The following is a 12022-nucleotide window of genomic DNA, read 5'->3' on the forward strand; positions in this document are numbered from 1 at the left end:
AAAGACCTGATAGTTATGGGAGATATAGACGATAATGACTGTTGGTTCTTCATAACCTAAAATCTGGAGATAGGCCTCCGTTCATGTTTTGTCCGTTCATGTTTTGCGTGCCATTCTGTTACTGTGTGTAGATGTAGATCACAGGATGAGCACTCTAATAATCCATCCCGCAAATCCGCTTCATGGCGGCGGAGGGCGGCCGCGGCAGAAGGGGGCAGAAAGGGCGGTCAATAGGCAGGTGCACGATCAGACATGGAAAGGGAAGAGGCAGGCGTTACGATCTTTTCGGGCTCTATCCAATTGGGAAACTCTCTGCATACTCGATAATCGGTTTTGCTGCCCGAGATCTGTTCCAAGATAAGTGATGCCTGCTTTTTGCCGCAAATTTTTAAGTTTGGTTTCGTACCGTTCATAAAGGCGACAACGGGTGTCCAATCATAATCTACTGGATCCCTTTGAATGCCCTGTAATACCTTCTTGCAGCCCAAGCGAGCTGCGTCAGACCAGTTTGATTCCGAATATCGCTTAGTGAAGTCGTTTTCCATCCCATCAGAGGAATCATAACCCACTACGGCAGTGTAACCGCATAGTTTCAGCAATTCGCCTGCCACTGCTTCTCGTTTGCTGGCCGGCATCTCGGCGGGTAAAAAATCATCATGGAGTACGCGCAGCCATGTATTTTGATCTGCTGGTTGCATTGATCCGTAATAAAAGTTCTCAGAGCAAAGATCGAGATAGTCTCCTTCCTTAATAATCTGATTGTTAAGCAAGTATTTCTCAATCAGCAAATACTGATCGTCAGATATTGGGCAGTTATGTGCTGTAGAATCAGGATCCCACCTTCCATCAAGGATTATTTGTTTATCATAACCAGAGCGCATCGATGTCTGATCGGCATTAAATCGGTAGACAACGCCATCAGGCCCCGCATAGAGAGCAGCCACTCCAGGATCAGTGGTGGTAAAGAAAGCTTGCAGACGCGAGCTTTCTTTTGCAGTGACGGTAAACTCATCCTGAAAGAGATTTCGATCTGGGGAGCCATGGTAAAGAAACATTGGCATTCTCTCTTTTTGGGACTTGAACTAGCACCGATAAGTGTCAGTTGAACCGTGTAATATATAGGTTACATATCGCAGGTTTGGTTTATAGGTTAACCATTCCCTGCGGATTTATGATCAACATGTAAGTCATTAGCAGAAGTGAAAGCGGTTATGGGGAGAAAGCTTGAGGCATGCTGTCAGGCGTCAGGATGGTGTATTCAGATCCATCAAGATCAATGTTTCCACCCAAACGGCGCAATAGTGAGCCGTCAGAGATCTCAAGGGCCTCACAATTACGCGCCCAGATTAATGGGGACGAGACATCACTTCTCAACTCAAGTCCACGAGTTCCGCTGATATCCAATTGACCTGCGACAGAGAATGGTGCGGGAAGTTCTTTCAACCCGGTGCATCCGACAGCGCTAAAATAACCTCGAACATCATTCCATGGTAATACTTGGATTTCTGGGCAGTACGAGACATCTATATTCCGAGCAACATGGAACTTGGGAAGTTCAGACAAACTACTGCAGTAGTTAATTATGCATCCCCCAACAGATAGGGCAGGGCTCAACACATGCAAACGAGGACAATTGGTTATATGCATGTTCCCGCCAACTCTAGCTTTGTTGATTTTCTCAAGTGAATGACAGGTAGTGGCGCACATCCAGCCTGTCACAGAAAGGTTTTCTGGGGTTTCAGTAAGATTGTCGCAGTTATCAAGAATAAGGTGGCCTGCAACAGTCATGTCGGAGGGCAACGTCCTGATTTCCCTCCGAGCAGTCAGATCAACAGTGCCGTTGGCCAGGAAGGATGAGGGAAAGGCTTCTCTCAATTCGTCAATTGTCGAAAAATCTTTGATACCCATCGATCCTATCCATGTCAGTTCACAACATTTTGGTGAAATCTGAATGATAGATATTGATGCAAGGCACAATAATTCAATTAATTGGAAGTTGATAATAAATAGGCTAAAAGACTGTCTGGATCACATTTTTTTCTACAACTACAACCAAAGACGGCAATGTAATTTTCCAAAAAGTAGCCCCCAAATTGAGAAAAAACTTTTCAGTGTCTTACGTTGTATGGGGTTTAGTAGATTTTTTAAGGCGATCTCGTATTCGTGGCCATCTGGTGTATTCCCCTCTTTCGTAGAATATTTCATAGCAAGGCTTTCTATTATATCGCCTGCGATTTCACCAGCCAGAGCACTATATAATACGATTTGAGGGGTATAAAAAACTAGAGCTGCAGGGCGTAGAAAATGCATCGGTATGAGGGAATTCAGTAAAGTATCAATAGAACTTATGTTCTTATTATACCCAAAAATGCTGAAAAATTCTTCTTTTTCTCTACAACTCAAGTAATCGCTTGAAGGGATGAAATCAGTCTTTTGGGGTTTGGGAAAATCTTTAAAAGCGAAGTACACAGACAAAGCTTTTTCGTGAAGAACATCTTCCATATTTTCCTGATCAATAGGTGTTTTATTATCAGTCATTTTATTAAACCCTGACAATTTGAAAGCCCGATATATAATCCATAAACAGCCTCTCTGTGTCCATGATCTCCTCCACGAAAGCATTTTGTGTTTATTGTTTGCCTGGCATCAGAACATTTTCTGTAAGCTTCGATTTTTTGATTTATTATACTTGGTGAATCTGATTTTAAGCACCTTCTCAGTTCAGTCCCTTTGCATAATTCATCAACGTCATTTTGCATATTCCGATGCTCATTTGGAGAACAGTCTCCTGGAGGTGGCGGGATAGTTACAGCGATTGCATTTCCATATTTATCGAATGTTCGTTCATCTTGTGTTGAGGGGATATTGGTTTGAGTGGATATGACCTTTATAGCTTGGGATTTATCAGGATATTTATTTAGGTATCGTGATATTTCGTAATTTTCTATAAACTTGCCAATATAGGGGTGCCGATTGATAATCTCTTCAATCTGTTTCGTGCAGTCCGCAGAATTACAGGCCGCAGGACCTGACGAAGCAATTATCACTGCTTTTGAAATTGCCATATACATTTCATCTGCGGTTTCAAAGAATAGAAGAGATGATATTTCACCACCAGCAAATGTAGCACTTTTTGCGATTAAGCTCATTTGAGCATGAGCAATACGGCAAGGTAAAGAAGCTCCTGCTCCTATGGTAATGAGCGTGGCCGCAGAAAGTCCGATTGTTTTGTTAAGTGCTTTCCAATTCATTTCTGCATCCGTTTCAAATCATATGGCTCAAACTTTAATATGAGATGTTTGCTACCCCTTTGATCAATTGTCAAAGTGGAATCTTGCCTTGCATTGCTGAAAGACTCACCCACCGGTCTAAATATATTCCCGGTCGGGAATATTCTTTGCACTTTCAGCGTCTCTTGTGTAAAATATTCCCGTTCGGGAATATGTCATTCGAAAACTGACAGACTGTGAGAGATGTGATATGATCTACGATGCAAGGACATTCGGTCAACTGGTCAAAGAGTGCAGGAAACGCCGCGCCCTCACTCAGAAGCAGTTGGCTCTCATTTCGAATGTCGGCGTGCGATTTATCATTGATCTTGAGTGCGGCAAGCCTACATGCCATCTCGACAAAGCTCTTAAAGTGGCCAGAATGGCAGGATTAAAGCTTTTTTCTGCCGACCAATCGCTACAGAGGAATGAGGCAGCACACTCCGATCATACTGAGCCAGACGAAGATGGTGATGAAGGGGTGATGCTGCCATGAAAGACGTGATTCCTGTTTACTACGGCGACATAATCGTGGGGAGCATTACCCCTGAACCTGATATCACGTTTACCTACTCCAATAAGTGGTTAGCGCGTAATTCTAATTTTCCTGTTTCATTATCGATGCCACTAAGCACTCAAAGCTATGGTCACTCATTAGTCACGCCATGGCTGATGAACCTTCTTCCAGAAGGGGATCCCTTAGCTGCCGCGGGCAGAGCTTTGGGAGTATCGACAGAAGATGTAATCGGAATGCTTTCGCGCATAGGTCAGGATGTGGCTGGGGCATTAAGCGTCGGCCGAAAACGGACCACAGGTAAACCTGGTTATCGGTTAATCGAGAGTGATGCAGAACTGGAAAAGATCATAAACGAGTTGCCTCGCAAACCTTTTCTAGTGGGGGATGAGGGAGTTTCGATGAGCCTGGCCGGCGCACAGGAAAAACTCCCTGTGACCCTGTCAAAAGGGAAGCTTTACATTCCGATCAATGGCGCGCCATCGACACATATATTAAAACCAGATGCCCAGCGTCTTCCAGGAGGCGTGCAAAACGAAGCATTCTGCCTAACACTGGCTCATCAGATTGGCCTTGATGCCTCCAAGGTAACGACTGGAGCTGCAGGGGAAAGATCATGGTGCCTCGTGACGAGGTATGATCGAGAGATCAGAGACAACAAGATCTATCGCTTGCATCAGGAAGACTTCTGTCAGGCCCTCGGCTTCCCTCCAGCACTAAAATACGAAAGAGGGGCAGGCAAGCGTGGTGTCACGATTAACGACATGGTCAATATTACAAAAGATCTCGGTGGTGATGACACATATCGATTACTGCAAGGGATAATATTTAATACTCTCATTACCAATGGGGATGCCCACGCGAAGAATTTTTCAATACTCTTAAGTGGAAAGTCCGCACCAAAACTTGCCCCTCTTTATGATCTCATGTGTGCGGCAGTATGGCCTCATATAAATAAAAACATGGCCCAATCGATTGGAAATCAGAAAGATGGCAAGCATCTCATGCCAAAAAATTGGGAGAGGTTGGCTAATGTGTGCAATTTCAACCCTCGAATGGTAATAAATCTGGTGGGAGAAATGGCCGACAGGGTTGAAAGTGGAATAGACAAGTCACTAGACGCAGTACGATCCATGCCGGCAGGCGACAGTTATTTGTTAGAAGGTATTAAGAGAGAGATTTCTGAGAGATGCAGATCGATAAAAATTAACATCAAGCCAGAGAATGCATATGTAGCTGGAGCAGAACTAATTGACGACTCTCCAACCCCAACACCATCTTAATCATACAAATTCGCTAACCGTTATCTTATTTTATTAATTTCACTTTATTCAGGCATATCTTCATCTGTGTTGAGCTATGAAAAAGTGCCTTTTGTTGTTTGCAAGATAATGGGCTATCTAAATCCCCACTGATAAGTGCGATCGGCCATGGCATGGCCGACAAAGCAAAAGGGATTGATTGGCATGCCTATCGATGAAAAAAAACTTAAGGCAGATCTGACCGCGCTTGGTGTGACGAACATTGGCCAGGCAATGTTGGCCAGCGGTGTCGAATTGGCCAAACATGCGTCAGATCTGTATGTTTATGCCACACCTTTGACGCAAAAGATCCTGTCATCCTTTGGTAAGGACCGGAGGACTATTTCTGAAATGACATTTTCAGATCAGGTGGGGCGCAAGGTAATGTTCGATGTGCCGTTCATGTACCCTGCGGCCGAGGACTTCCAGAAATTTCCAGCCAATGTTGTAGTCGAGCGTACCGGTTATGTCGGGGTGAAATCTCCAGCGCACTGGGGAGAAATGGGGCTGGACATTCCTTTTGCCGCGACAGGAGTCGATAAAATCACCTTTGCCACCCCAGAAGGCCAACAGCCAGTAATGGTTAATGGTGAAGCTGGCCTTAAAGGCTTTTCGCTGCAAAAGGGGGCTCAGGACTGGGACTGCAGCTTTGAATGGGCGGACGGACAGAAAACGGACTTGACTCTGTCCCACGAGGAGTTCGCCAAAATGATGAGTGGGCCAGAAAAGAATTTGGATGTTTCTGCCATTAACCGCTTAGTTGCAGAAGCTGCTCCTAAGCCGGAAGTGTCCGACGCACCATCTCCCTGATATCTCTCACTGCATCACTGGAATAATGACCCCAGTGATGCAGTGCTAAGGATTACAGCCACATGTCGCATGTGTCGCAGAATATATCAGAACCCAACAACATAGACAGATACATGAATGGAGAATGTCATGTATTCGCGACAGCCCTTCATCGGGAGTTGGGGTTCAGTTATCTTATTCTGGTTGATGAGTCTGAATTATATGGCGATTTTATTCCGGCCACTAATCACGTTTATGCTGTTGATGGAGAAGGCAACGCTTATGACGCCACTGGGCGCCACGATGTGGAAGAGGTGATCGAGGGTTGGTTCGATAACAACGTAAGATATCAGCCTAATATTGACGAAATAGATTCTGAATATGATTTACAAAAATATATAGAGAAAACAGCGGATGGGTTTCAGAAGCCTCTTTCAAGCTATGATGATAACGATGTTTCTATCGCATTGGATCTAGCACGCGATGTGTTAAGGGACCTTCTTGTTTTCCCATCGCAAGGTGCACCAGCCTCAGAGGTCTCAGAGGTGTTCCCATCAGTATAAGAGATTTTCTCTTTGAACTGGCGCGTAGCGTTGTTTGCGGATAGATTTTTCTGAACTTCAGGGTGAAGGCTGGTCTTCAGGGGAAGCGCCAGGACCTTCTTGCGCGAGATCAGGAAATATTTCGAGAAGCATGTCCGCAATTATAGGATCAGAGGAATCCAAAGCTTTAAAATCGTCCTCGGAGCATGGAGAGGTCATATAACCATCTCTATAAGCTTGCTCTGTCTCACTCACACACTCACTGATCGCGGCTTGCGCTTCATCTTCGGAATTGAAACGAGACGGCAAATGGCGGCCATCGGCGGAATCTTCCCCCCAAAAGCCAACAATCTTGTCATCAAACGAAACATTTCCGATGATGTATTTTCCTTCAGATTGATCGTTCATTTTGCCGGTCTCTCACTATTAGCGTTTGATGCATAGTAATTAGAAGCCATGCAAGGAAGAGCGATTATGTCGGGCCAAGATCCGTGTAGGAAGTGCCATCGTTATTCTAAACTCTCCGCCGAGACAAAGAGGTAGATTGGCTTTTGATGAGAGATCTGCGAGTTCAGGTAAGAGCGTTGGAAGCAATACACGCTGTAATTGAGACAATACCTGTATTCGATTTTCCTTCACCTTTAAATGCACTCTAAACACATCGATATTGCCGATATTAAAATTCGGTCAAGTATATGATTTATATTGATATTTTCTACTTTTCCAAACAAGGAATGCGCATCCTGGTTGCCGATGCTAATTTCTTGTTTATTGGGCGGGTTAAAACGAAGATGAACTTATCATTTCTGGCAGAATAGGGGGGATAGCCAAAAGCTTAATGAAGTCTGTCCTATGCATCGTGGCTATATTACTTTGAATCCATAGACACCAAGCAGTCCGCGAAAGGATAGTAACTTGAAGATCTCATTTACCCCAGTTCAACATGCAATTGATCTCGTAGAAAAAATTGCCGCAGATGCTTCCAATCCAAATCATGACGCGGCTGTGGCCGTGATGAAGGAATTGAGCGAGGCTAAAGCGCCGGCAGTTCTCACCTCGGCTGTTGATACTAACGATGATCTTGAAATTGACGATCATGCCTTTATGTCGATTTCTGATGAAGGCGCATGGGTGCAAGCTTGGGCTTGGGTGCCTCGCGATCGAGTGCCAGAACTTTATCCAGATGTAGTAGAAGAAGAAAGTCCTGCACCGTAATCAGGAACATACTCATCTTCGCAAAAAATCCATTGCGGGTTGCCTCTTATCATAAGGGGCATGTTCCACAAATGGAGTTAGGATGGCCTTGGTGATGAATCTTCAAGCAAAGGGTCAGTGAGAGTGTATTCTGAACCATCTAGATCCATGTCGTCTTGCATTCGAGCGAAAAGGTTTTCTGAGACCTTGAGTCCATTAGTCCGTCGAGCAATTATTCGATGACACGTTATGTCGTCCCGTAATTCCAAGCCTTTCGTGCTGCTGATATCTATGAAGCTTTCTACGGAAAATGGAGATGGGAGTTCTCTCAGCCCGGTGCATCCGACAGCGTTGAAATGACCTTTGATATGTTCCCATGGGACCTCACCAAGTCCAGAGCAGTACGTCAAGCTGACGCTCCCCTCTACTATTACTGTTGGTGGTATGTATTCCAGATTGGGACAGTGAAACAATACGAGTGTACCAACTTTGACATAGGAGCTAATCTCATCAAGATTACTGCATCTTGATATGTGAAGCGCCTTATGGACATTCGCTTGCCCTATCCTTACGAGAGAATTACATCGAACTGCATAAACTGAGCCTCGAACTTCCAACCCATCCGGGGTCTCAACAAGATCGGAGCACCCATCCAATTTCAGATCACCCTCTACAGCCATATCACGTGGGAGGGAGCGTATGCCACTGAGCCCAGAAAGATTTAGCGTGCCTTGGGGTAGAAACGCGGAGGGGAATGCCTCCCTTAACTCGTCAAGAGTCTCGAAATCTCTGACCTGCATTTCAGAAGCCTTTTCTTTATTTTTTATTTTATCTGGAAATCATGGCTAAGACATCGAGACATGATCTGGAGATCTGGAAGATCTGTAAAATAGATAGTCATAATCTATCAACACTAAGGCCACATCTGATTGTTATCGGAAAATGGCCAAATCGGCGCCTCTCATTTGAGCTATCAGGTCAGCTAAAACAGACCTAAGCATAACTTAGGTATTCTGTAGCATACTTTATCGTGGGACTGAGAGGCGATGATCTAAGTGTGTATTAGGCTGGGGATGGAGCGTCCATTTCCTCTGTCCACTCGGCGGCGCATTCCATATCAATCAACAGAGCATCGTTCATCAAACCCGGAACGTCCAAATCAACCTGTGGGTATTCTCCATAGGCATAGGAGCGAATGACGGCACAAAGGCCTGGGAGTTTTTCAAACTCGCGAACAATTTCGTCTTTAGAGATTCCAGAAAGTTCAGAGTCTGCAACTCCAATGAGCCTTTCGTAAAGCTTGTCTGCAGAGTCTTTGATCTCGCCGGCAATCCGTATGCGATCCTGCAATTTTTCTTTTCGGTCTTTCTCATTATCGGCTGCAATCGGAGGCAAGCTATTATAAGCAGAAGCAGCAATCCCAACGGGATCAGGAGCCATCCCGCCAATTGTGGGGCGTTTATTCGCAGGCAACCCGTCGGCGAAGCCGGAGAGATAAGCAAGGCTGATAATATGGCCATCCAGATTATCACCGCCTTTGCAAAGGTCCGCGAAATCTTTGCAGGCGATCCTCATTGATTCGTTTACAAGCCCACGCGCTTCTTGTTCCAGTTCGACAAGATGGGGATTCAGATGGCTGTCCGACATACTCAGATTTCCTCTCTTTTCAGTAACAAAAGAGTATCTATCCCTGATGCAAGGCACCATTGATCCTACCTTCAAGGTTGAAGGCATAACACTTTTGGAATTACAATGATGAAGGTCGCAGAGATGCGCCGTTGCCAGAGCTCACGCTGAAAGGCGTGAGCTACTGTGTTCTCCCGTTATCGGTGAGAAGAGATGTGCGTTGCTTACCTCCGTCAGCCTTTCGGAAAGATATCTGGAATTATCTTGCCAGCATCGCGAGATAATTTTGCCATCAGTTGAAACGTTCCGAATGACGTCTTGCCCGCCTTTTTCTGGCGAATTGGTGGGTGGGGTAGGGTATTTTTTTAATCTTGTCGGATTATCCGGCCGGATCCGGCCGGATTTCCTTGAGGACAGTAAACTTTGTTCCATGCAACTTATGGTCAGGGGGCTAAAGCAAAGCGCAACTTTGTAACACGAGCAATGGTCGATACCGGTTTTCCTGGCCTCTACAATATCAAAACGTGATAACGTCCATTATCGCGTGTTATAAATAGAGGGAAAAATCCATGCTGGAGCGCCTGAGTAGTCCTTGCTTCAGAATTATACGCCAGATCTGACTGGTTGTTTGCTCGTAGGATAGAATGTGGCGCACTTAGATAGTTTAGATCGGGAATTCCTTAAGCATCTCAATGATATCAAGGGCAGTCATCCTCCGATGACTCTTTGTGCGCTAAATGCGATGGCGACCGGACAAAATTCCGGCCGCTCGGAGCAATCCATTTCATTCCACTATGCGCAATTACGGCGCAGGAGATTCAGATACATTTGGCTCTGGAGCCATATCGTGAACAAGAGACTGAATGGTTTCGAGGCAGAATGCGTTGTGGTTATCAGAAAGGATATCTGAGAATTCCTGACGCGACAAAGTCTTCTCAACACTCTGGCCGTCAGCAAATTCTATCGATACCGCCATTTCTCCACGCGCACCCCGTTCAATAGAAAAACCGGATATCCCCATTTCCGCAGCCTCAGGGCTTGGCGCGATTGCATCACTATAACGGATGCTGCTTACCCCATCCGTGGCGTGAGGGATTTCTATCCCATATGCTCCCCAATGCGCCACACTCTTGATATCTTTGTAGCCTGTTCGAGTTATTTCTACATTGGGCGGAAATTTCGCGAATTCCTGCTCAGTCGGGTACATCGACCGGACACTTCTCATTAGATGATCACCGCACGGATCCAGAAAAAAGGAGGCGCTGATTCTATAATCCTGCAACAAGGACACAGAAAGCCGGCTTGAATAGACGCAAAGATCTTTTTCTCGTTTTATCAACTCTATTCCTGTGGCAAGCATGGCCTCGCGAACATTTTTAACTCCTTCGGATGAAAGAGTTTCTTTAAGATTTTTTGAGATGTCCGGGCTAGTCACGGGATACGCTCCTGCTTCTTGGTAAACATTCTACTTTCTTCCAAGATAGTAACCGAGGAGCATGCAAGGGATGCGGCCTACTTATACGCACACTAAGGCGCGGTTGGATCTGGTTCATCTGCCGCATGGATTTCAGGTTCGATGGCGGGTAGCGTTGTTACCACCTTGGCCTCCGGCCGTATGTCGATCCATCACCCACCGGCAGAATACATCGCAATCAATTAACCAAGCGTGTGTAAGAACACGTGCGGGACTGCTTCAAATCAAGAATGATCAGGGATTGGGAGATGACGCATCATCGGCCTTAAGGCCAGTGTCACGCTGCTGCCATTCCGGGTAACATTCAGATTGAGCATAATCAAACAACTGCTTCTCCAGATCAGACAGTGAGGTCGTATCACTTGTAATGGTTTCCTCATTCCCGATAAGCAAGTCATAGCGACCGTCTCCAAGTGCCGAGATGTAAAAGCTATCAGCATAAACCAAAAACGTTTGTTCTGGCTCGTCTTCCCACATAGAATCCTTGACAAGCCTTCCGAACTCCCGGTTCGTCATTTCTCTGCGAGACTTCACAAAGTCATCGTACGTCATGTCTGGTGTCCTAAGTAATTGTTGTGACGTTCGGCGCTCTCGCCCTCTCTGGAGACTTAAGACGGAGTTGGGCCTTGGGAGTGTTCTTGATGGATATTTCGTTCCACTGCAATATCTGGCAGAACTTCTGCGAAGAGATCGGCCAGTCGATCCTGGAGAGAATTGTCAGCAATCTCGCGCGCCTCAATGAGGTCGGTATCATAATTGATCTTACGAAAGCCAGCACATTCGGCATGTTCTCTCTTGTTAAACCGTGAAATAAACTTGGCTGGTGGCAGTGGGCCAGAGAAGTCCCAAAGCAGTCCATCCTTCAATACAGCGGCATGATCAGCGAAGCCATTTGGCCGGACTAACACAACCAGATCGCCACCAATAACTGATTGCAGTGCACCGGCCACTATAAGGCATCCACCATCGAATGGCCCGCAACCTACAGTGGTGCCCAGATCGCCATAAACGCTATCACGGATAGAGGATATCCGTTCTTCCCAGTCAGTAATGAGGGCGCCCCCAAGGCATCCCTCCTTCCTTCCTTCGCTTATTAGACTGGCCATCGCGCTTTTCAGCGTTGATTTCAACTTTATCAGCATAGACCAATCCTTTTGACAGAAGGTCATTTATCGAGATCATATGGCAGCGAACACACGCTCTCTGCCTTCATCAGGTGATGAAGATTAAGCTGGCATGATGCAAGAAAAAGTATAAAATCCAAAATTAGCTTCTGGGCGGAGGTTTATAATCTTACTGGCCCCACAATAGTA

At 45.7% G+C, this 12022-nt stretch carries 14 protein-coding genes; 5 read left to right on the forward strand and 9 right to left on the reverse strand.

The genetic code is table 11. The annotated features are described in order from the left end of the window. Window positions 1-227: 227 nt before the first annotated feature. From FCN51_RS00780 to FCN51_RS00795, 4 genes are all read right to left on the reverse strand, one after another. On the reverse strand, window positions 228-1055 hold the full coding sequence (locus FCN51_RS00780) for a hypothetical protein (RefSeq protein ID WP_160256049.1): 828 nt from the start codon (window positions 1053-1055) through the stop codon (window positions 228-230). 154 nt (window positions 1056-1209) lie between these two features. After that, window positions 1210-1908, reverse strand: coding sequence for a hypothetical protein (locus FCN51_RS00785; RefSeq protein ID WP_160256050.1), 699 nt, complete (start codon window positions 1906-1908; stop codon window positions 1210-1212). Between the two features lie 138 nt (window positions 1909-2046). Further along, window positions 2047-2538, reverse strand: coding sequence for a hypothetical protein (locus FCN51_RS00790; protein ID WP_160256051.1), 492 nt, complete (start codon window positions 2536-2538; stop codon window positions 2047-2049). Further along, window positions 2535-3251 (reverse strand): hypothetical protein, encoded by a 717-nt coding sequence (locus FCN51_RS00795; RefSeq protein WP_160256052.1) that lies wholly within the window; start codon window positions 3249-3251, stop codon window positions 2535-2537. Before FCN51_RS00795 ends, FCN51_RS00790 begins: the two co-directional genes overlap by 4 nt. A 229-nt stretch (window positions 3252-3480) precedes the next feature. Between FCN51_RS00795 and FCN51_RS00800 the strand changes: the two genes are divergently transcribed. The 4 genes from FCN51_RS00800 (at window position 3481) to FCN51_RS00815 (ending at window position 6436) form a co-directional block, all read left to right on the forward strand. Then, entirely contained in the window at window positions 3481-3765 is a 285-nt protein-coding gene (locus FCN51_RS00800; protein WP_201762546.1) for a helix-turn-helix transcriptional regulator, read from the forward strand. Beyond that, window positions 3762-5066 carry a type II toxin-antitoxin system HipA family toxin gene (locus FCN51_RS00805; RefSeq protein WP_160256053.1) on the forward strand — a complete coding sequence of 435 codons (1305 nt, stop codon included), beginning with the start codon at window positions 3762-3764 and terminating at the stop codon, window positions 5064-5066. Before FCN51_RS00800 ends, FCN51_RS00805 begins: the two co-directional genes overlap by 4 nt. A 183-nt stretch (window positions 5067-5249) precedes the next feature. After that, the gene (locus FCN51_RS00810; RefSeq protein WP_160256054.1) at window positions 5250-5894 is read left to right on the forward strand and encodes a hypothetical protein; all 645 of its coding nucleotides are present in this window, start codon (window positions 5250-5252) and stop codon (window positions 5892-5894) included. Window positions 5895-5956: 62 nt separating this feature from the next. Then, the gene (locus FCN51_RS00815; RefSeq protein WP_160256055.1) at window positions 5957-6436 is read left to right on the forward strand and encodes a hypothetical protein; all 480 of its coding nucleotides are present in this window, start codon (window positions 5957-5959) and stop codon (window positions 6434-6436) included. A 57-nt stretch (window positions 6437-6493) separates the two neighbouring features. Here FCN51_RS00815 and FCN51_RS00820 read toward each other — a convergent pair whose 3' ends face one another. Then, window positions 6494-6823, reverse strand: a complete 330-nt coding sequence (locus FCN51_RS00820; protein WP_160256056.1) for a hypothetical protein — start codon at window positions 6821-6823, stop codon at window positions 6494-6496. Between the two features lie 507 nt (window positions 6824-7330). On the opposite strand from FCN51_RS00820, the gene FCN51_RS00825 reads away from it, so the two are divergent. Further along, window positions 7331-7630, forward strand: a complete 300-nt coding sequence (locus FCN51_RS00825) for a hypothetical protein (RefSeq protein ID WP_160256057.1) — start codon at window positions 7331-7333, stop codon at window positions 7628-7630. 1041 nt (window positions 7631-8671) lie between these two features. Here the strand turns inward: FCN51_RS00825 and FCN51_RS00830 are convergent. The 4 genes from FCN51_RS00830 to FCN51_RS00845 all read right to left on the reverse strand — a co-directional run bounded on the left by FCN51_RS00830 (window position 8672) and on the right by FCN51_RS00845 (window position 11851). Continuing rightward, the gene (locus FCN51_RS00830) at window positions 8672-9256 is read right to left on the reverse strand and encodes a hypothetical protein (RefSeq protein ID WP_160256058.1); all 585 of its coding nucleotides are present in this window, start codon (window positions 9254-9256) and stop codon (window positions 8672-8674) included. Between the two features lie 781 nt (window positions 9257-10037). Continuing rightward, window positions 10038-10670: a hypothetical protein gene (locus tag FCN51_RS00835; protein ID WP_124296427.1), complete on the reverse strand. Its 633-nt coding sequence runs from the start codon at window positions 10668-10670 to the stop codon at window positions 10038-10040. A 273-nt stretch (window positions 10671-10943) separates the two neighbouring features. Beyond that, window positions 10944-11261: a hypothetical protein gene (locus FCN51_RS00840; RefSeq protein WP_124296426.1), complete on the reverse strand. Its 318-nt coding sequence runs from the start codon at window positions 11259-11261 to the stop codon at window positions 10944-10946. A 56-nt stretch (window positions 11262-11317) separates the two neighbouring features. After that, window positions 11318-11851, reverse strand: coding sequence for a hypothetical protein (locus tag FCN51_RS00845; RefSeq protein ID WP_099541909.1), 534 nt, complete (start codon window positions 11849-11851; stop codon window positions 11318-11320). Window positions 11852-12022: the final 171 nt, after the last annotated feature.

Origin of the sequence: Acetobacter pasteurianus (genome assembly GCF_009914215.2) — a bacterium.
Taxonomy (GTDB): Bacteria; Pseudomonadota; Alphaproteobacteria; order Acetobacterales; family Acetobacteraceae; genus Acetobacter; species Acetobacter pasteurianus.

What these genes read in the sequence shown, in the direction of transcription:
- FCN51_RS00780 (WP_160256049.1), bottom strand. Translation starts at nt 1,055, where the DNA reads ATGTTTCTTTACCATGGCTCCCCAGATCGAAATCTCTTTCAGGATGAG.
- FCN51_RS00785 (WP_160256050.1), bottom strand. Translation starts at nt 1,908, where the DNA reads ATGGGTATCAAAGATTTTTCGACAATTGACGAATTGAGAGAAGCCTTT.
- FCN51_RS00790 (WP_160256051.1), bottom strand. Translation starts at nt 2,538, where the DNA reads ATGACTGATAATAAAACACCTATTGATCAGGAAAATATGGAAGATGTT.
- FCN51_RS00795 (WP_160256052.1), bottom strand. Translation starts at nt 3,251, where the DNA reads ATGAATTGGAAAGCACTTAACAAAACAATCGGACTTTCTGCGGCCACG.
- FCN51_RS00800 (WP_201762546.1), top strand. Translation starts at nt 3,481, where the DNA reads ATGATCTACGATGCAAGGACATTCGGTCAACTGGTCAAAGAGTGCAGG.
- FCN51_RS00805 (WP_160256053.1), top strand. Translation starts at nt 3,762, where the DNA reads ATGAAAGACGTGATTCCTGTTTACTACGGCGACATAATCGTGGGGAGC.
- FCN51_RS00810 (WP_160256054.1), top strand. Translation starts at nt 5,250, where the DNA reads ATGCCTATCGATGAAAAAAAACTTAAGGCAGATCTGACCGCGCTTGGT.
- FCN51_RS00815 (WP_160256055.1), top strand. Translation starts at nt 5,957, where the DNA reads ATGTCGCATGTGTCGCAGAATATATCAGAACCCAACAACATAGACAGA.
- FCN51_RS00820 (WP_160256056.1), bottom strand. Translation starts at nt 6,823, where the DNA reads ATGAACGATCAATCTGAAGGAAAATACATCATCGGAAATGTTTCGTTT.
- FCN51_RS00830 (WP_160256058.1), bottom strand. Translation starts at nt 9,256, where the DNA reads ATGTCGGACAGCCATCTGAATCCCCATCTTGTCGAACTGGAACAAGAA.
- FCN51_RS00840 (WP_124296426.1), bottom strand. Translation starts at nt 11,261, where the DNA reads ATGACGTACGATGACTTTGTGAAGTCTCGCAGAGAAATGACGAACCGG.
- FCN51_RS00845 (WP_099541909.1), bottom strand. Translation starts at nt 11,851, where the DNA reads ATGCTGATAAAGTTGAAATCAACGCTGAAAAGCGCGATGGCCAGTCTA.